Here is a 19,156-nt window from a genome sequence, read left to right as displayed (position 1 = left end):
TGAAACGTGCCAAGTGCGGCGGCAAGCGCGTCGGGCTGATCTACGCGCCCGACACCCAGCCGAAGGCCAAACGGGCGGTGACACCTTCACATTGTGTACGAAATTAACCAAATCGAGCCCCACGGAACGAAATTTCCAGCTTGTCGTTTGATGCCTTGGCCGGAGACTCTTAATGCCCCCCTTGTTCCGGCCCTACCTGTACGGCTCGCTGCTAGCCAGGCAGCGAGCCGTTTCGCGCTTGCGCACTGCCGTCAGCGCTCTAAATTTTAGTCCACTTTGTCCCTCAGCAGCGTCCTGCGCTCAGGCGACCCTGACGGAACCCATTAGCAGATGGCTCATACGCAACAAATCCTGCAAGCGGAGCTGCAGTTGCGGCGAGCCTTCGCGAGAAGCGACGGGCAAGCGGGCAGTCTGCGCCCACCTCGGCTCAGAAATTTCTACCCAACGTTCCCTCGTTCCATTAGACTTTACTAATGTCTATCCTCTCCTTCACCCCGAAGGTCCCCGTGAAGACCAATGCCGGTCATCGACTTCTGGTCAGTAACGTACAAGCTGCGTCCCAGGAACTCCTGACATGGACCGAGCGAGGCCCGCACTGGAACCGAGCGGCACGCGTTTGCACCGCCGCCCTGGCTGGCAAAGCGACACCGCAAGAGGCCAGGAGGTGCTTCCGGATTGCTGCCATAGAGAATGGTCGCCTCCTTCCTCGCATTGAAGAAGAAAACTGAACACCTGTGCCGCCTTGGCCACCTTCGTCGGTCGCCGGTTTTCCTGGCGCTATGATCTATTACGACGTTGGCAGTGCGGACGAACGACTGCAAAACAAGGGCCAGCGGCCGGCGGCGCGCCAAGCACGCTGGGCCTTAACCGACCGAATTGCGAGGCCAGCCGGTTTCTAGAATGACGTGCTGTCGGCAGCCCGCTTTGCAAGCGGGACCATGGTCCGGTCTCTGCGGACAATGGTCCTAGCATCGGGGAGTCCAAGTTTGGTGAGCACCGGAGCGGCCCAGCTGTCGGGTGTGGGGTCGGCCGCCGGGCCTAACGGGCAAACAGGGTGTCTGGCGGCTGGCGACATCGCCTTTGCGCGCCTGCCTGGGGGAGCTACATAGCCCTAAAGTTGGGGAAAACTGCGCCGCTGGGGTTTTATTGAGGAATTGCTAATATTACTACTGACGCTTAGCCGGCTTTGCCACCCATGCCGGTAAGGCCCGACGGTCACGCAGTTCTACCCCAACAGACTGTCGGGCCGCCGCGAGCGCGCGATCGGTGTGCGGCGCCGACTCGCTGAAGCCGGCCGCCGAGATCGTGCAGAATCCGCTGGGCCTGCACAGTCTTGACGCTTATGATCTCCTGCTTCGCGCGCTGCTTGATGTCTACACCTTCATGCCGCAAGGCCCTGTCCTCGATGCCGTGAAGGTGCAGGTTGGGGTCGTCACCCATGGCTACGCATCACATGGCGCGCTAGTGGAGTTTCGTGGTCAGACGGCCCATACCGGGCCGACGCCAATGGACTTCGGCTAGAGTCCGCCGCCCATCAGGTCGTTCACCTTCTTGGCCGCGTCGTCCGCTGTCGACAACCCCTTTCTTGACCATCGTCTGAGCGACATCGCTGCCGGCCATCTGATCAAGGTCCAACGGCGTATCGGCGGCTTTCTCCGCTGGGTGCCGGAGGAGCGTCGTGGACAGTCGCTGTCTCTCTCAAACATTCTCTCGGCCGCTGATCAGAATGCGGATCGCCAAAACGTCGTTCAGTAATAGCATCGTTGCTGTCGTATCGGCTCTCCTGCTTGTGCGATCAAGGGAATCGGAAGGAACAACCCCAATGGATCTGTTCAAACTGGATGGCGACGTCGCATTGGTCACCGGCGCCGGCAGCGGTATCGGTCAGGCCATAGCGGTCGGCCTTGCTGAGGCCGGTGCCAATGTCGCCTGCTTCGGTCACTCGTCGAGGGGTGGACTCGTCCGCGCCATCATCGACTACCTCGCCGCGGATTTTCGGCGCGAAGGATCGTCGGACTGAACGTTTCCAACTGGGAATCGCAGAAGGGTGGCCAAATGGCGTTGCGAGCCGGGTTCAATATTGGAAATCGCGAGTTCGAGCTAAATCAATGGCGAGATCATACGGAACGATACGGGAAGGGTTCCGAGTTTCACCCACAAAACGCCAATAAAATCAATATCTTGAGGATAGCTTCGCCAAGTCGGCAATTGCCTTGCCGATTCTCGGCTTCACACGGGCGCGAGCAAATCGAGGACGATCTCGGTGCTCTGGAAAAGGGCCGCTGCCGGGAGCGGTGTTGGCCGAGAGCGACGCCGTGCTGAGCAATGCCGAGACCTAGCGTGGCAATCCGAAATTCACGTCACTTGGAGCAACGCCTCGAGGTCACGATGAGCCGTTCTTCGCCTCCATCTCCGCCATATCTTGAAACCTGTCGGCGATGCGTGCGTGCACCCGCCCGCCATTGGCTGCGCCGATGGCAACCAACACCTCGTCGGCACCTGGCGCGTCGGCGATCTGGAAGTTCGCGGTGATGAAATGCGAGCGCCTGCCGTTCTCGCTCTTGTGCATCATCGGCAGTGACATCAGCGCGCCGGGCGCGTTTCGGGTGTTGCAGAATTCGAGATAGGTGGTGCCGCCAACCGCGTCGCGGAACAGGTTGCCGAAGCGCAGCGTGTGGATCAGCGCCGAGGCATGCTCGATCTCGCCATTGACGCCGACTGCCGCGGCCTTGCCGTAGGACTCGATGTCGGCCGGGGGCATCAGGGCGATCAGGCGCTGGGTGAGTTCGGCGCCGACTTTTGGGGCGACGTCGAGGATCTCGGGGCGAAGATCCTCGACAAAGCCTCGCCCTGCCCAAGGGTTCTTCAAAACGGCCGCGACGACGATTGATGTCACCGGCTTGCCTGCCGCCTTGCCGCCCTCGATCAGAACCTCGTCGATGAAGGTGCAGATTTTCCTGATTTCCATTCGCTTCAACGGCCTTTCCTGCGCAGAACTCGGACGTCAGGCTAGGGGAGGGGCCGGCCACGCGTCTTCCTCCGCTTCGGAGGAAAATCTGGATGTCTCGCTGTCGGAAGACGTGTAGCTTCGCAAGGCCGCGAATTGCTTATATCAGCCCCTTCTATCAGCCCTTGGCGTGTCAGCAGGAACAGACCGGCCAGCAGGAACAGATCGCAACGTGAACCACCAGTCGCAAATCCTGTCCTTGCGGGACGCTGCCAGCCTGATCAACTCTGGCGGCGACTTGAGCACAGTATTGCGCGATCTTGTGTTGGCTGCCTGCCGGCATGCCAGGTGGACGATGGGCTCGATCATGAGCATCGACGCGCCGCATGGCCATGCCTACGTGATCGTGCGCCATGACCCGACCTTGATCCAGCGGCCGCTCCCCGACCGCTGGGAACTCGCCACCAGCCCGTCGATCATCGCCCTGCAACGCAACGAGCCGGTTTACATCAGGGATGCCCGGGTCTCGGAGGAGTTTTCGGGCTATCGCAAGGAGGCTTTTGAACGCGACTATCGCAGCGTTCTCGTGATGCCGATGAGTTGCGTCGACGAGGCCGGTCGGCCAATGGTGCTCAGCGTCGTCTCCCGGGAGATCATGGACGTCAGCGGCGACGACCTTGCCTTCATTGGCATGATCGTCCATCTCGGTGAAATCGCGGTCGAAAAACAGCATAAGCTGCGTGGGGAGAAGCGGGCGGCTGAGCGGCTCCAGCAGGCCCTGCAGGCACATACGTCGCTGCTGCAACAGGCATTGGCGGAAAGCTCGGTTTCATCGCTTGCCGGCAAGATCAGCGCGCTTGTTCCCAACCCGGTAGTCGTGGTCGATTTCACCGCAAACCTGATCGTCGCCAGCCGCTCGCCGAGCGAGAAGCATTTCGACGACGCGGCCTGGCAGCTCGCTGCCAACACGACTTTGCACAGGCAGATCATGAAGGTCGCGCGGTCGGCGGTCGACCGGTCGCAGAACGAGGCTCACACTTTCTTCCTCGATGACGGCACGCGCCGTCTGCGTGTCGCTGCAAAGATCGAGCCGCTGAGCGTTGACGCCGAGGCCGTCGGTGCGCTGGTCATCTTCACCATGCAGGAGCCGTTCAGCCAGCTCGATCTGCTCCTGCTCGACAGCGCCAAATTCGCGCTCAGCGTCCAGATGATGCGCAGTTTCATCCGCTTCCGTTTCGAAACGCGCACCCTGACGGAGCTGTTCATGGAGGTCGTCGAGCATCGTTCGCACGACGCCGCCGACGTGATGCAGCGGGCGCAACGGCTCGGCGTCGGGCTGGCGTCGCCGCAGCAGATGATCGTTATCGACCTGCCTGAAGCCGCGCAAAGCAGCGCCGGACGTTCGGTCGATCCGCATCATGCGGTGACCCGGTTACTGCAGCAGAATTCGGTCGCGGCCGGCATCGTCGTCGTCGACAACGGCCTTGTCTGCCTGATCCCGCCCGAACTGGGCGACGACAAGGAGCGCATCAACAAGCTGCTGCGCAAGATCGCCGAGGAGCTGGGGCGCTATTTCGGCCAGGAGCCGTTCGTCGTTCTCTCGGGTCTCTGCACCAAACTTGCGGACTATCCGACGGCGTGGGATCGCTGCCGGCGCATGATCCGCATCGGCCGTTCGTTCGGCCGCACCGGCGTGTTTGCCAGCCAGGATTTCGGCCCACTGCCGATGCTGGTCGCTGCCGCCGATGTCGAGGACGTTCGCGACTTCGTGCAGGACAGTGTCGGCGCCATCGCCGACCACGATCGCCAGCACGGCACGCCCTATATGGAAACGCTGTTTTCGTATCTGCGCGAAGGATGCCGCAGCCAGGCCTGCGCCGACGCGATGGGCTTGCACGTGACCACCTTGCGGTACCGGCTGGCGCGCATTCACGAACTGTTCGGCGTCGATCTCGATTCGCCCGATCGGCGCTTTGCTTTTGAGCTCGCCATTCGCTTGCGCGAAGTCATTGACAGCCGCGCCTCCGCCGAAAAATAACGTCAGTCCAGCATCCGCCGAGCAGACGCTTTCCGGCTTGGGAACACGCCCACTGTTGTCCGGATCGCATGCCCTGTTCTTGCTCGCAAACACAGCAGCGCCTCCGCCTCCTGTTCCTCTCAACAGGAGGAAGAACGGTTCCCAACGAGCGGCTAACGTTTCTGGCAATCGCAGAGGGAATACGAGGCCAGATGCTGACCACCCCGCAACCAACGATCGATCCGATCGCCCTCAGAAGGGCTTTCGGAACCTTCGTGACCGGCGTGACTGTCATCACCACCCGCGATGCCGACGGCACGCCGCGCGGCATGACGGCGAACTCCTTCACGTCGGTCTCGCTCGATCCGCCGCTTCTGCTGGTTTGCGTCGGCAAGGCGGCGGCCAGCTATGCGGCGTTCAATGCTTCCGATTCCTTCGCGGTCAACCTGTTGCATGAGGGGCAAACCGAGGTCTCGGCGGTCTTCGCCTCGAAGGCTCACGACAAGTTCGGATCCGTCAGCCATGACCGCGTGCACACCGGCGCGCCGATCCTCAACGAGTGCCTGACCTGGTTCGACTGCACCGTGCACAACCGCGTCGACGCCGGCGATCACGTCGTGCTGATCGGCGCCGTGCAGGCGTTCGGCACCAGTCCCTCGGCGCCGCTCGGCTTTTGCCGGGGGCGCTATGCGTCGGTGAAGGATCCGCTGCCGCCGGGCTGGCTTGCCTCGCACTCGATGATCGTTGGTTATCTGATCGAAGCGGACGGAAACATCCTGCTTCGCTCCGACGGCAAGGGCGGCTGGGTGCTGCCCAGCGCCAAGAGCCGGAAAGCGGAAAACGAACTCAAGCTCGAAGGCGGCGATGCGCTGACACTGCTGCCCGACGAGACGTTCCTCTATTCGGTCTTCGATGTCGCCGACAGGGATCCCGGCTACCTCATCTATCGCGCCCGTCTCTCCGGCGCTTCGGCCGCCTTCGCCATGCCCGCGGGGTTCCGCTTCTTTCCGCTCGCCGACCTTCCACACGAGGACATCCCGGCCCGCGAGATCCGCGCGCTGCTGCGCCGCTATAGCCGTGAGCGGAGCGACGAGCGCTTCAGCATCTACATGGATTCGGGCGATGGCGGGCGTCTCGCACGGATCGACGGTGGCTCGCAGCCATGGACGCAGGGTCCCCAGGACATCGAACAGGAAAAGCCATGAAAACGATCGTCAAATCGCTCGAGAATTCTCGTCAGCAGCTTTTCATTGGCGGCGGCTTCGTCGCTCCCAAAAGCGGCCAGTATATTCCGAGCTATGACCCAACTATGGCCAAGCCCTGGTATGAACTGGCCGAAGCGGACGCCTCCGATGTCGACGCCGCCGTAGCCTCCGCGCGAAAGACCTTTGCCGATCCGGCATGGCGCCGGATGACTCAGACCGACCGCGGCAAGCTTGTGCATCGGCTGGCGCAACTCGTGGCCGAACATGCCGACGAACTGGCGCTGATCGAGACGCGCGACAATGGCAAGCTGCTCAAGGAAATGCGGGCGCAGATGCGCGCCATGCCGGATTCCTACGCCTACTTCGCGGGCATGGCCGACAAGCTGCTGGGCGACACCATCCCCGTCAACAAGCTCGACATGCTGAACTTCAACATGCGCGAGCCGCTTGGCGTCGTCGGCATGATCACGCCGTGGAACTCGCCGCTGATGCTGCTTACGGGCACCTTGGCGCCCTGTCTTGCAATCGGCAACACCGTCGTCATCAAGCCGTCCGAACACGCCACCGCCTCGACGCTGGCACTCGCCGAACTGATCATGGAAGCCGGCTTTCCCTCAGGCGTCGTCAATGTCGTGACCGGCACGGGCGCCAGTGCGGGCGAGGCGCTGACCCGCCATCCGGGTATAGCCAAGATCGTCTTCACCGGCAGCACGGCCACCGGCAGGCGCATTGCCGCGAATGCGGCGGCCAATCTGGTTTCGTGCCAGATGGAGCTTGGCGGGAAATCACCCCATGTCGTCTTTGCCGACGTCGACATGGAACATGCCGTCAATGGCGTCGTCTCGGGCATCTTCGCCGCCGCGGGCCAGAGCTGCGTCGCCGGATCGCGCTGTTTCGTCGAGGCCAGCGCCTATGACCGGTTCGCCGATGCACTGGTCGAACGCACCAGGCGCATCAGGGTCGGCCATCCCTTGAACGACGATACCGACATGGGACCGCTGGCGCTGTCGGCGCAGCTTGCCAAGGTCGAAAGCTATGTCGCCTCGGGCGTCCGCCAGGGGGCAAGGATCGCCGCCGGCGGCCGCAGGCCGCAATCCGCCGACCTTGCAGGTGGCTGGTATTTCGAACCGACGGTCATGGTCGACGCCCGCAACGACATGGACTTCATGCAGGAAGAGATTTTTGGGCCGGTTGTCGGCGTCATCCCTTTTTCTTCGGAAGAGGAAATGACCGCGCTCGCCAATGACACACGCTATGGGCTGTCTTCCGGCATCTGGACCAAGGACATCGACCGCGCGCTGCGGTTTGCCCGCAATGTCGACGCCGGAACGGTCTGGATCAACACCTATCGCGCCTCCTCCTTCATGTCGGCGAATGGCGGCTTCAAGGAAAGCGGCTATGGCCGCCGGGGCGGGTTTGACGTGATGGAGGAGTTCTCCCGGCTGAAGAACATCATGATCGATTATTCGGGAGCCATGCAGGATCCCTTCGTCATTCGCCTGCGCTGAGCGCTGTCCAAAACCGACCAAAAGCCCGCGGGAGCAGAGAATGAAGTTTGCAGTGTCGCTGACCATGGAGCGCTTCTCGCCGCAGACGCCGATGGCGACGGTGAAGAACAATCTGCTCGAACTGGCCCGCATGGCCGACGAGGGCGGCTTCGAGACGCTGTGGACAGCCGAGCATCACACCATCGAGTGCACCATCTCGCCCAATCCGCTGATGACGCTGACTTGGCTTGCGCAGCACACGCAGCAGATCCGGCTTGGCACCTCGACGCTGGTGGCGCCGTATTGGAGCCCGATCCGGCTGGCCGGCGAAGCAGCGCTTTGCGATCACCTGACCGGCGGCCGGCTGGAGTTCGGCATCGCCCGCGGCTCCTACCAGTATGAATTCGACCGCATGGCCGGCGGCATGCCGCAACAGAAGGGCGTCGCCTACCTGAAGGAACTGGTGCCGGCGGTGAAGAAATTGTGGGCCGAGGACTATGCGCATGACGGCCACTATTGGAAATTCCCGCTCGCCGCCGGCGTGCCCAAGCCGCTGCAGACGCCGCATCCGCCGATCTGGGTCGCGGCGCGCGACCCCGGCACATTCGACTGGGCCGTCGGTATCGGCGCAAACATCCTGTCAACGCCGCTTTCCGCGCCTGCCGCTGAAATCGCCGTGCTTGGAGAAAAATTCCGCAAGGCGGTTGCCGACCATCCAGAGGTGCCGCGCCCGCGCCTGATGATGCAGCGCCGCACCTGCATCTACGACAGGCCGCAAGACTGGGAGGTCGCCGTCCGCCACGCGATCGACTATGGGCGCGCCTTCGAGAACCTGTTCCAGAACATCGGCACGGTGAAGAACGGTTTCCCGGAAGCCGTTCCCTACGAAAGCGTCAAGGGCAAGGGCAACTACAATCCCGAGAGCATTCGCAAGAACCTGATGTTCGGCACACCCGACGAGATCATCGAGAAGCTCGAGGATTACGAGGCTGCCGGCGTAGACCAATACTGCCTGGGGCTCACCTTCAATCTGCCGTTCGAGCTGCAGAAGAAGACGATCAGGCTGTTCGTCGACGAGGTCATGCCGCATTTCGCCGCGCGGGATCGCGCCAAGGCTGTTGCGGTGGGGCGTTGACGGCGATGGCGGCCGGTACCTTCGTCCACGGTGACATCAAGCTCAACTATCGCATCGACGGAAGCGGGCCACACAACCTGGTCTGCATCCACGGCGTCGGCTCCTACCTGGAAGCGTGGAGCGGCGTGGTCGCTCGCCTGCAGGACCAGTTCACGGTCCTGACGTTCGATCTGCGTGGCCACGGCCGGTCAAGCCGCATCAAGGGCCGCTACGAGATCGACGACTTCGTCGGCGACACGCTGGCCTTGCCCGATCACGTCGGTTTCGCAAGTTTTCATCTGGCCGGCTTCTCGCTCGGTGGCCTCATCGCCCAGCGCCTGGCGCTGACCCATCCCGATCGGCTCAACCGGCTGGTGCTGCTGGCAACCGTTGCCGGGCGCTCAGTGGAGGAACGCCAGGCGGTTCTGGGTCGTCTTGCCGCGCTCACCGCCAGCCAGCCGAGCGCACATCATGCCGCGTCGCTGTCGCGCTGGCTGACCGAGGATTTTCAGGAGCGCAATCCGGATGTCATCGCCGAGTTGCGCCGGCGCGATGCCGAAAACGATCCGGCATGCTACGCCGCCGCCTACCGGGTGCTGGCCGAGACCGATTTCGGCGGCATCCTCGACCAGATCAGGTCGCCGACAATGATCATCACCGGCGAAGACGACCAGGGTTCCAACCCGCGCATGGCGCGCCACATGCACGAGCAGATCCGTGGTTCGCGTCTCGAGATCCTGCCGGGATTGCGGCATTCGATCCTGATCGAGGCTCCGGCGCAGGTGGCCGGCCTGATGGCGGATTTCCTGGCCGACCATTCGCAACCGGCGGGGGCAACCAGCCATGGATGAAGCGTTGCAGAAAGCCGGCGAAACGGTCCGGCGCACGGTTCTCGGCGACGACTATGTCGACAGGGCGATCGGCAACGCCGACGACTTCTCACGGCCCTTCCAGGATATCCTCAACGAATATTGCTGGGGCACATGCTGGACCGACAAGGCGCTCGACCTCAAGCAGCGCAGCCTGCTCAATCTCGGCATGCTTGCCGCCTTGGGGCGCATGCATGAATTCGGCGTGCATTTCCGCAGTGCCATGCGCAATGGCCTGAGCGATGACGAGCTCCGCGCGGCGTTGATCCAGATATCAGTCTATTGCGGCATTCCGGCCGGCGTCGAGGCCTTTCGGGTGGCGCGCACGGTGCGCGACGAGATGAAGGCGGAAGCGCGATGACCGGCAAAAAATCTGGATCCTGGCCGGACAAGCGGCTCAGGAACGGCGGTCGGCTTACCATCCTTCCGAGCAACCGCCACGAAAAACCTCCTCTGGCTCGCCGGAAGACGGCGCCAGCCAGCTCGTTTCTAAATTAGCAAACAACAACAAGGGGAACTGAACATATGAAAACATCTGTCAAACTGACCACGCTGGCGGCTTCACTGGCTTTTGCCCTGGCGACGCTTCCTGCCTATGCCGGGGCGGTGCTGGACCGTGTCGTGGCGGCCGGCACCCTCAAGGTCGCCACCGATGCCAACTGGGCGCCGCAGTCCTTCCTCAACGCGAACAACCAACTCGACGGCTTCGATGTCGACGTGGCCAAGGAAATCGGCAAGCGCATCGGCGTCAAGGTCGAGTTCGTGACGCCGGGCTGGGACATCATCACCGCCGGCAACTGGGTCGGCCGCTGGGACATGCATGTCGGCTCGATGACGCCGACCAAGAAGCGGGCCGAGATTTTCGATTTCCCCGCCGTCTATTACTTCACGCCAGCCGCCGTTGCCGTTCACAAGGACAGCAAGGCCAAATCGTTGAGCGATCTGGGCGGCAAGGTCGTCGGCGCGACGACGACATCGACCTTCGAAGCCTACGCCAAGAAGGATTTGACGCTCGACGCGGCCGGCGCACCGCCATTCGGGTACAAGCTCAACCCGAAAGAGGTGCACTCCTACGAGAATTCCACCACCGCCTTCGATGATCTGCGGATCGGCGATGGCGTTCGGCTCGACGCGGTTGTCTCGTCCCAGCCCAGCATCGTCGATGCGGTGAAAGCCGGCTATCCGATCAAGCAGATCGGCGAGCCGGTGTTTTACGAGCCACTGGCCGTCGCCATCGAACATGGCGACCCGGAATTCTCGGCCAAGATCGCCGATGCGGTGAAGGGCATGAAAGGCGACGGAACGCTCAGCACGCTCTCCAGGAAATGGTACGGGGTCGATTATTCCATCGTAAAATAGTCTCGACTTTCACAGGCGGCCCGCTCAAGAGCAATTCCAGGAAAAGTGTAAGCGGTTTTCCGTCAGGAATTGCGTAAAAACAAAGAGATAGAACAATTCGCCGTTTCCATGAAACGGCGAATTGTTCTAAGCGGGCCGCCAACCACCCCAAGGGACAGTCGATGCTTTACCCGGATACCGTCGAAGCCGAAATTCTCGTGCACAAGCCATGGTTTGTGGCGACGATATTCGGCGTCGTCTTTGCGATCTTCCTCGCCTTCAACCTGACGTCGACGAGTTTCGGCGAATTGATGCGCCCGATCATCGGCGAACCGTCCCAGAGCGGTCTCTACGGCAGGTTCGCGATTGCTTTCATGATCGCGCTTCTGTTCGTCTTCAATGTGGTTCTGATCGGCTTTGCTTCGCTGCGCGTCCAGATCGCCATCGTCTGGCTGGAACTGCTGCTGCTTTTCCTGGCCTTCTTCGAGACCTTCCATCTCAGCCTGCCCTTCATCTGGGAAAAGCTGCCGTTCCTGATTTCCCAGGGCGTGGTGACCACGCTCTACGTTTCGGCGATCTCCATCATCATCGCCTCCCTGATCGCCATCCTGGGCGCCGTCGCCAAGCTCTCCACCAACGGCTTCGCCTATGCCATTGCCAGCTTCTACACCTCCTTCTTTCGCGGCTTGCCCCTGCTGATGCAGGTCTATCTGATCTATCTCGGTCTGCCGCAGCTAGGCTTCGTCGTCGGCGCCGTGCCGGCCGGCATCCTGGCGCTGTCGCTGTGCTACGGCGCCTACATGACCGAGATTTTCCGGTCGGGCATCCAGAGCATCGACCGGGGTCAGTGGGAAGCGTCGCGCTCCATGGGATTCGGCTTTTCGCTGACCATGCGCCGGATCATCCTGCCGCAGGCGCTTCCCGTGATCATTCCGCCGACCGGCAACCAGTTCATCTCCATGCTCAAGGACAGCTCGCTGGTGTCGGTCATCGGCGTCTGGGAGTTGATGTTCCTTGCCCGCACGCTCGGCCAGAAGACCTTCCAGCACATGGAGATGCTGATTTCGGCCTCGGTCATCTACTGGATCCTGTCGATCTGCCTCGAACTGATCCAGTCCCGCATCGAACGGCACTATGCCAGGAGCAAGGTGCGATGAGCGCTCAGCCGATCATTGAGGCCAAGGCCGTGTCCAAATGGTACGGTCAATTCCATGCGCTGAAGGACATCAACCTGACGGTCCATAAGGGCGAACGCATCGTCATCTGCGGCCCGTCCGGTTCCGGAAAGTCAACGCTGATCCGTTGCTTCAACCGCCTCGAAGCGCATCAGGAAGGCGACATCACCGTGAACGGCATCGAGCTTCATCCGAAGATGAAGAACGTCGCCGACGTGCGCAGCAATGTCGGCATGGTCTTCCAGCACTTCAACCTGTTTCCGCACATGACCGTGCTGATGAACTGCATGGCCGGTCCGATGTGGGTCAAAGGTGTTTCGGCCGCCGAGGCGCGCCAGACCGCGCTGCAGTTTCTGGAACGCGTGCGCATCCCCGAACAGGCGAACAAATTCCCGGTCCAGCTCTCCGGCGGCCAGCAGCAGCGCGTAGCGATCGCGCGTAGCCTTTGCATGAAGCCGGCGGTGATGCTCTTCGACGAGCCGACGTCGGCACTCGATCCCGAAATGGTCTCGGAAGTGCTCGACACGATGACCGGCCTTGCACGCGATGGCATGACTATGGTTTGCGTTACCCATGAAATGGGTTTTGCGCGTGCGGTGGCCGATCGCGTGATCTTCATGGATGCCGGACAGATCGTCGAGGAAGGCAGGCCGGACAGCTTCTTTAGCAATCCCAAACATGTCCGGACCAAGCTGTTTCTGAGCCAGATTCTGAAGCACTGATGCACACTTTGCCAAGCTCAAGGCGGCAAAGAGGTCATTGAGCATCCGTTCGTAAGGTAGTCAGGCTGGTGCTGCCTGCAGCGGAGCAATCAGGAGTTCCGTTGTCGAACTCGCATCAAGCTATGGCCTCTTTTTTTCGCCCGCACTACTTCCACCTGAAGCGTCGAAATTTGCCAATGAAATCAACAGCGAGCTTTCGAGACGGTACAACTGACGGTAATCTTTGAGAGCGAAGACTTTTACGCGACCAAAATCAGCATGTTAGGTATAGTGCGAACGATCGGGTGGGAGTGAGGGGTTAGTGTAGTCTGGAGTGCTCCGGCGTAGTTTTTTTCGCAGAAAAAACAACGATTTGCGGTTCATCTCGTTCACTTTTTGGCCCTGCGGAAAGCCGCGCTGTGACCGGCAGGTGTCACAGCTTTCCTACTCTGTCGTGCTACCTTTTTTTCTGCGCCGATTGGTGTGCGACTGCGCGACGGCCATTTTTAACTCGGGTGTGATCTCCAACGGCGCATTCTCTGCCCCATGGGGGTTTTGTAGCCCCTGGACATGGACTGTCGGAATTGGGAGTTCGATGCCCTGCTCCTTGAAGACTTGGCGGAGGCGTACATAGAATTTGCGTTTCATACCGAAGGCGCCTCCCGGTCTGGTTGTGGCCTTGACCCTCAATACGATGCCGTATTCGCCGAACTCCTGTACGCCCTGCATCTTGATTGGTTCGAGTACCCAGTGTTTGAACTCGGGATCTTCCGCCAGTTCGAGGCCGATCCGCTTGATCAGCTTGCGAGCGAAGTCGATATCAGTGTCATAGCCAACGGTGATGTTGAATTTGTCGATAACCCAGTCACGACTCTGGTTCTGGACTGCCCCGAGTTCACCGAAAGGTATCGTGAACAGCGGACCACGATGGTGGCGCAGCTTCACCGAACGCAGCGAAAAGCTTTCCACAGTACCCTTGTAATTGCCCGATAAAATGTATTCGCCAACACGAAACGCATCATCAAGTAGAAAAAACACGCCCGAAATGACGTCCTTGACTATGGTTTGTGCCCCAAATCCCACAGCGATACCAACGACGCCAGCGCCGGCGATCAGTGGGCCGATCTGGATACCCATAGAGGCGAGCATCATCAGCACCGCCATCACGACGATCAATGCGAGCAGCATGTTCTGGAGGATAGGCAAGAGCGTGTGCAGCCGGGCCTGCTGCGGATCGAGGATCGGGACGTCCTCCTCGCTGATCACAGGGTGCGGTATTTCGATGCCCAGCTTTCGTTCGATCAAAGCCTTGATGATCGACCAGCCGAAATCGGCTGCGAGGGCAATGACCACGACATTGATCAAGCCGCGCAATATGAACGTCGTCGTCGTATCGCTGTCCCGCATGGATTGCATGTTCAGACCCCAGACACGCGCGAGAAAGTAAGCCGCCGCCAGGATCAAAATCATCCGGATTCCGCGATCGATGACAGCGATCGTCACCGCCGGGATCGTAGGCCGGCCGACATCTTCCGAACCCGGCCGCAGGACGAAATTAACCCCGCGCTGCGTCAGCACGATTGCCAAAGGCAGGAAGAATGCGGCGAAGGTAAACCAGAAGTATATATAAAGGCCGGCGATACGCTGCAGGAACAGGACGACGAAATAAGCAGTCAATAGCCATGTCGCTTCCGTGTGACCGCTGTGGCGCGCACCGTCTCGCTGCGTTCTTGGCCGACGCCAAATGGCAAGCATCAAGAGCAACAGCAGCACGAAATCGGCACCCAGTGACAGGACCATCATTCCATCCCGATCGATGCCGAGACCTGGCAAAAGGATAAACGCGGCGCCGAAGAAGGCGAAGACACCGACGATCCGGGGTAGCCAATAGGACCAATGGTCAGCCGCTTCGTTGGTGATCGGCAAACCACGAACCTCGACGGCGTTCTCGACGTTCATGAAGGAAGGGACGAGCATGGCCATGACGTATATGCGCACACCCCATGTAAGGACTGCCGCCATCAGAAATGTCAGTACAATCTCGCGGATAAGCATTGGCCAGTCGAACAACATGAACGCGCCGGCGCTGCCCAGTGCGAACGAGACGATCAGCATGCTGGAATAAAGCGTGCGACCACCAATCTTCTTGGCTCGCCCAATGGGCGTATCCTTCGGTTGCGCGATAACCCAAAGGCGAAATGGACGGGTGACCTTGTACGTTGCCCAAGTGAGCGCCAGGCCGGCAGCGATGAACATCGCAATCAGAATCAATACGCTGGCAGACCCCTTGCTGGACATATCCTGCATGGTCTCTGCCCGAACGCGCCCGAACTGGCCTGGCAGCAGGGGCAAAGTTCGCACGATCCTTTCGATATGGTGCCTGATCCGATCGAGCGTCGAGGATGCCATCGTATTCATCTGGCCTGGTGCGGCCGCAGCGCCGGACGATGCGTCGGTCGGCGTAGCTCCTGCCCCGGCAGGCGCTCCCGTTGACCCTGCGTCCTGATTTCGTTGTTCGGCCACCCAGGCCTTCACTGAAGGATCGTCGAGAAGCTCGAACAGCTGTTTGACCCTTTCAGGCGGGACGGTCGCCGGCGCCTGCGCCTGTGCCTGACCAGCCAACAAGAGGGCGATCCCAAAAGCGAGCGGCCTGGCAATCAGGACAAACATCGCAGTCAGGTCTCCGAGACGTCGTGCTGGGCGCGCCAGCTTCCTGGCTCCCAATCGTCGAGTCATGAGCGGCATCGTGCTGTTAACCTTCCGGTCAAATCGGCAAGCAACGACATCTATATCCGTCGTTGCCCTACCTTGAAGAAACCGATGTTGCGGTACAAGACGTCATCGTTCCGAGCCAGACCATTTTGCGCCGGATACCTGGCGGTGTTTGCTTAGCCGCCGGGGGACAGGGCATTCCGACTTCGGTGCAACTGGCGATTGCCCGCGCGCTGATGCGCGGCCTGCCGGCCTTTGCTCGACGAGCCGAGCATGGGGCTGGCACCAATCCTGGTCGCGCAAATCATGGATGTGATCCCAATTCGAAGACGCTGGGCATCATGGTGCTTCTGGTAGAGCAGAACACGTGTGCCGAGTTGGGCATCGCCGACCGAGGCTATGTGATGGAAACTGGGCGCATGACCATCCAGGGGTTGCCCGAGTGCTCCCGCGACCTTTATCTCATGCGACTCCCTGCGCCCTCCAAGCTGAACATGAAGGTTGAGTTTACAGCGCCCTAAACCCGCTTGGCCGGGAGCGACAGCGTGGCCGTCAGGCCAATCGCCTTCGCGCTGCAATGCCGCTTCGGATGGTCTGGATATCTGCCGCCGGCGTCCAACTGAGGCCGCGCAGTGCGATCCAAAGTAGGACGGCTTGACCGGCGATTCCGACGACTATCGAAGTAACAGCTATTCCCGAGATGATATCAGCATACATGTGTGCGAGCCCCCGCTCTGCTTAAGCTACGGGCATGAAGTATTGGCCGTGACTCGCGTTTGAGTCGAGGGCCGGCACCTACTCCGAAAGTGGTACATTGTGGCCGGCGAAGCAGCAGCCAAGGATACCAGCGAGAGCCACGCCGAACACTATCGGCGCTACTTGGGGCGCCACCTCGCAACCGGGCGCCTTCGCGCCGCCGCGTGGCATTGCTGCTGCGCAAGTTGGACGATGACGGTATTTTTCGCACTGCCGCCAAGGGGATCAGTGCCGGTCTGCGAAGAAAAAATCGACTCGTCCTATCGATAGTCCCCGGAAGCAAGGAATTCGCAAATAGCGGTAATTCGTCAATGAAATCAAAAGCTCGAATTTTTGACGGCATCTTCGACGGTATCTGTGTCGAGTGGAAACAAATTGCCTTTCAAAATCAATTGGTTATCATGGGTTGAAGCAATCGAGTGGGAGTAGGGGAGGCCGCAGCGTAGAACGGCAGCCCTTGTGATTTCAGCTTTTGGCGCACGTCAGTTGCCGTCAGCCATTTCCTCCGCTCCTTCCTGACCGTTTGGCTGATCTGACATGTCGTTGCGTCGGAAGTAAATCCCGCTCAGTTTCAGAGAGTGCTGTGGCGTACTATGGCGTGCAAATCGGCGGGTCTGCTTCGCGTCATGACAGCCATTCAAAGGTTGAGGTGTCGAAAGGCGGGCGCCCTCTCAGACGGGCAGTTCAACTTGAGCATAAAGCCACTGTCATTCGGCTGCTTGTTTTTGAAGCCTCTCGAAAACAAACCGCTTGCCTTTGCGCACGCTGTCTTCGAGTGGACTCGCATTCGCCAGATGTGCCGCAATCGCGCTGGCCAGCATGCATCCAGTCCCGCGCATCGACGCTTTAAGGCGCGGTGTGTCGAAGAGGATTGGTTCTTGACCGTGGCGCAACAGACTATCGGTAGATCGGGGTCCCACTGCATGGCCGCCCTTGATCAGAATCGCCTGCGAGCCGGCGGCCAAGAGTTCCTGGCCTTGCCAGACCGCGTCATCGTCATCGACCGCTTGCTCCGCGCCGATAAGGAGCGCCAACTCGATGAGATTGGGTGTGACCAGGTGGCAAAGCGGCATCAGGTCGCCCTTCATGGCGTCGACGGCTCCGGCTTCCAGGAGCGTCCGACCTGACGTGGAGGCCAGCACCGGATCGAGCACTGCTGGGATCCGCGGATTTTCGCGCAGCACGCCGGCAACCGCAACGACGATGTCAGCTGTTGCGAGCATGCCGATCTTGATGGCCGCCACATGGTTGGCCTGCAGCGCAGCGCGCATCTGATCGGCCACAAGATCGGACTGCGAAGGATGGATTTCCATGACAGCTTCGTGCGTCTGCACCGTCACCGCCGTGACAGCGAGGCAAGTGCGCACGCCAATGGAAGAGATCGTCTCGATATCGCGTGCAATTCCAGCCCCGCCGCTAGAGTCCGATCCACCGACGACAAGCACATGCGGCTCTCGCCTCAGCGCCATTGGTCCGTCTTTTCGAGCCATTCCCGCGTGCGCGCTTCGGGGTCGTCGTTGAGCATGATGTCGGTCACCACTGCCGCGCTGTCCGCCCCAGCCGCAAAGACACCATCGAGCCGGTCAGGGTTGAGGCCACCAATGGCGACCAATGGGACAGGTGCGACCCGGCGCTTCCACTCGCCGATCCGTTCGAGCCCTTGCGGCGCCCATTTCATCTTTTTCAGGATGGTGGGATAGATCGGACCGAGTGCGATGTAGTCGGGCATGGCCGCTATGGCCGTCTCCAGTTCGACATCATCATGCGTGCTCAGCCCGAGCCTGACGCCGGCTGCCCGAATCCGCGAACGGTCGGCGGTCTGCAAATCCTCCTGGCCGAGATGGACGAAGTCGCAGCCTTCCTCGATTGCCAGGCGCCAATGGTCGTTGACAATGAGCTGGCATCGCTCCGCGGCACATAAGGTCTTTGCCTTTCGGATTTCGGAGCGCAACCCGGCTTCGTCCATGGTCTTGATGCGCAATTGCACCAGCTTGACGCCGAGTGGTGCCAACCGCTCAATCCAGGCGGCGCTGTCGACGATCAAATAGAACGGATCGAGCTTCATGAGAAAACCGCCCTGCCGAATATCGGCGTCGACGGCACGGCGACATCGCGCGGCTCGAGCAATCCCGAACCAAAAGCTTCGCGACCGGCTTCGACCGCCTTGCCGAAGGCACGCGCCATGCCGACCGGATCGGCCGCCCTGGCGACCGCCGTGTTCAGGAGCACGGCGTCGAAACCGAGCTCCATGACCGTTGCGGCGTGTGACGGTCGCCCGAGCCCCGCATCCACGATCAGCGGGACGCCTGGGAAATGTCCGCGCATCGAGCGTAGCGCCATGATGTTGACCGGCCCGAGGGCGGAACCGATCGGCGCACACCACGGCATCAGGACTTTGCAGCCCGCTTCCAGCAGCCGCTCGGCCACGACAAGATCGTCGGTGGTGTAGGGGAATACCATAAAGCCGTCCTCGCACAGGATGCGGGCGGCTTCGACCAGCCCGAACACGTCTGGCTGCAGCGTGTCGTGGTTGCCGATCACTTCGAGCTTGATCCAGCTCGTACCGAAGACGTCGCGCGCCATTTTCGCAGTGGTGACCGCTTCCTTGACGGAGTGACAGCCAGCAGTGTTGGGCAGGATTCTAACGCCCAGCGAGCGGATCAACGACCAGAATTTCTCGCCGGCCCTGCCACCTGCCATCTCACGGCGCAGCGAGACGGTCACCACCGACGTGCCCGATGCCTTGACCGCATCGTCAAGGATGGCCGGCGAAGGATATTGCGCGGTGCCGAGAAGCAGGCGGGAAGGAAGCGTCGTCCCGAGAAGCTCGAACAT

General features: G+C 60.9%; 18 protein-coding genes and 1 pseudogene. 14 read left to right on the top strand and 5 right to left on the bottom strand.

The features are described 5' to 3' along the window. Positions 1 to 473: 473 nt before the first annotated feature. The 3 genes and pseudogenes from AC1RUK_RS21570 to AC1RUK_RS21560 all read left to right on the top strand — a co-directional run. Entirely contained in the window at positions 474 to 728 is a 255-nt protein-coding gene (locus AC1RUK_RS21570; protein WP_481839038.1) for a DUF982 domain-containing protein, read from the top strand. Between the two features lie 538 nt (positions 729 to 1,266). Next, the gene (locus AC1RUK_RS21565; protein ID WP_481839039.1) at positions 1,267 to 1,521 is read left to right on the top strand and encodes a hypothetical protein; all 255 of its coding nucleotides are present in this window, start codon (positions 1,267 to 1,269) and stop codon (positions 1,519 to 1,521) included. A gap of 301 nt (positions 1,522 to 1,822) precedes the next feature. Further along, positions 1,823 to 1,960, top strand: a pseudogene (locus AC1RUK_RS21560) (SDR family NAD(P)-dependent oxidoreductase); the annotation flags it as partial. Positions 1,961 to 2,383: 423 nt separating this feature from the next. Here the strand turns inward: AC1RUK_RS21560 and AC1RUK_RS21555 are convergent. Beyond that, positions 2,384 to 2,968, bottom strand: coding sequence for an amino acid synthesis family protein (locus AC1RUK_RS21555; protein ID WP_481839040.1), 585 nt, complete (start codon positions 2,966 to 2,968; stop codon positions 2,384 to 2,386). A 211-nt stretch (positions 2,969 to 3,179) separates the two neighbouring features. Here AC1RUK_RS21555 and AC1RUK_RS21550 point away from each other — a divergent pair, with 211 nt between their 5' ends. The 9 genes from AC1RUK_RS21550 (at position 3,180) to AC1RUK_RS21510 (ending at position 12,874) form a co-directional block, all read left to right on the top strand. Further along, on the top strand, positions 3,180 to 4,985 hold the full coding sequence (locus tag AC1RUK_RS21550; RefSeq protein ID WP_481839041.1) for a helix-turn-helix domain-containing protein: 1,806 nt from the start codon (positions 3,180 to 3,182) through the stop codon (positions 4,983 to 4,985). Positions 4,986 to 5,176: 191 nt separating this feature from the next. Next, positions 5,177 to 6,169, top strand: coding sequence for a flavin reductase (locus AC1RUK_RS21545; protein ID WP_481839042.1), 993 nt, complete (start codon positions 5,177 to 5,179; stop codon positions 6,167 to 6,169). Further along, on the top strand, positions 6,166 to 7,677 hold the full coding sequence (locus AC1RUK_RS21540; RefSeq protein WP_481839043.1) for an aldehyde dehydrogenase: 1,512 nt from the start codon (positions 6,166 to 6,168) through the stop codon (positions 7,675 to 7,677). Before AC1RUK_RS21545 ends, AC1RUK_RS21540 begins: the two co-directional genes overlap by 4 nt. Positions 7,678 to 7,717: 40 nt before the next feature. Beyond that, positions 7,718 to 8,791: an LLM class flavin-dependent oxidoreductase gene (locus AC1RUK_RS21535; RefSeq protein WP_481839044.1), complete on the top strand. Its 1,074-nt coding sequence runs from the start codon at positions 7,718 to 7,720 to the stop codon at positions 8,789 to 8,791. Between the two features lie 5 nt (positions 8,792 to 8,796). Then, the gene (locus AC1RUK_RS21530) at positions 8,797 to 9,621 is read left to right on the top strand and encodes an alpha/beta fold hydrolase (protein WP_481839045.1); all 825 of its coding nucleotides are present in this window, start codon (positions 8,797 to 8,799) and stop codon (positions 9,619 to 9,621) included. After that, on the top strand, positions 9,614 to 10,000 hold the full coding sequence (locus tag AC1RUK_RS21525; RefSeq protein ID WP_481839046.1) for a carboxymuconolactone decarboxylase family protein: 387 nt from the start codon (positions 9,614 to 9,616) through the stop codon (positions 9,998 to 10,000). Before AC1RUK_RS21530 ends, AC1RUK_RS21525 begins: the two co-directional genes overlap by 8 nt. Positions 10,001 to 10,164: 164 nt before the next feature. Beyond that, a complete protein-coding gene (locus tag AC1RUK_RS21520) occupies positions 10,165 to 10,998 on the top strand; it encodes a transporter substrate-binding domain-containing protein (RefSeq protein WP_481839047.1) in 834 nt (277 codons plus the stop codon). A 161-nt stretch (positions 10,999 to 11,159) separates the two neighbouring features. Then, positions 11,160 to 12,134 carry an amino acid ABC transporter permease gene (locus AC1RUK_RS21515; protein ID WP_481839048.1) on the top strand — a complete coding sequence of 325 codons (975 nt, stop codon included), beginning with the start codon at positions 11,160 to 11,162 and terminating at the stop codon, positions 12,132 to 12,134. Further along, a complete protein-coding gene (locus AC1RUK_RS21510; protein ID WP_481839049.1) occupies positions 12,131 to 12,874 on the top strand; it encodes an amino acid ABC transporter ATP-binding protein in 744 nt (247 codons plus the stop codon). The genes AC1RUK_RS21515 and AC1RUK_RS21510 overlap by 4 nt, the downstream gene beginning before the upstream one ends. Positions 12,875 to 13,297: 423 nt before the next feature. Here AC1RUK_RS21510 and AC1RUK_RS21505 read toward each other — a convergent pair whose 3' ends face one another. Beyond that, entirely contained in the window at positions 13,298 to 15,523 is a 2,226-nt protein-coding gene (locus tag AC1RUK_RS21505; RefSeq protein ID WP_481839050.1) for a mechanosensitive ion channel family protein, read from the bottom strand. A 128-nt stretch (positions 15,524 to 15,651) separates the two neighbouring features. On the opposite strand from AC1RUK_RS21505, the gene AC1RUK_RS21500 reads away from it, so the two are divergent. Both AC1RUK_RS21500 and AC1RUK_RS21495 read left to right on the top strand, forming a co-directional pair. Further along, positions 15,652 to 16,086: an ATP-binding cassette domain-containing protein gene (locus tag AC1RUK_RS21500; RefSeq protein WP_481839051.1), complete on the top strand. Its 435-nt coding sequence runs from the start codon at positions 15,652 to 15,654 to the stop codon at positions 16,084 to 16,086. A gap of 399 nt (positions 16,087 to 16,485) precedes the next feature. Next, positions 16,486 to 16,731: a hypothetical protein gene (locus tag AC1RUK_RS21495; RefSeq protein ID WP_481839052.1), complete on the top strand. Its 246-nt coding sequence runs from the start codon at positions 16,486 to 16,488 to the stop codon at positions 16,729 to 16,731. 297 nt (positions 16,732 to 17,028) lie between these two features. On the opposite strand, the gene AC1RUK_RS21490 is transcribed toward AC1RUK_RS21495, so the two are convergent. The 3 genes from AC1RUK_RS21490 to AC1RUK_RS21480 are packed head-to-tail and all read right to left on the bottom strand — an operon-like array spanning position 17,029 to position 19,156. After that, positions 17,029 to 17,790 carry a hydroxymethylpyrimidine/phosphomethylpyrimidine kinase gene (locus AC1RUK_RS21490; protein ID WP_481839053.1) on the bottom strand — a complete coding sequence of 254 codons (762 nt, stop codon included), beginning with the start codon at positions 17,788 to 17,790 and terminating at the stop codon, positions 17,029 to 17,031. After that, the gene (locus tag AC1RUK_RS21485; protein WP_481839054.1) at positions 17,781 to 18,386 is read right to left on the bottom strand and encodes a thiamine phosphate synthase; all 606 of its coding nucleotides are present in this window, start codon (positions 18,384 to 18,386) and stop codon (positions 17,781 to 17,783) included. The genes AC1RUK_RS21490 and AC1RUK_RS21485 overlap by 10 nt, the downstream gene beginning before the upstream one ends. Continuing rightward, positions 18,383 to 19,156, bottom strand: a complete 774-nt coding sequence (locus tag AC1RUK_RS21480; protein ID WP_481839055.1) for a thiazole synthase — start codon at positions 19,154 to 19,156, stop codon at positions 18,383 to 18,385. Before AC1RUK_RS21480 ends, AC1RUK_RS21485 begins: the two co-directional genes overlap by 4 nt.

The organism is Mesorhizobium monacense (assembly GCF_056781675.1).
Note: the sequence above shows the minus strand (reverse complement) of the source record. Positions and strands in the feature narration are given on the sequence as shown.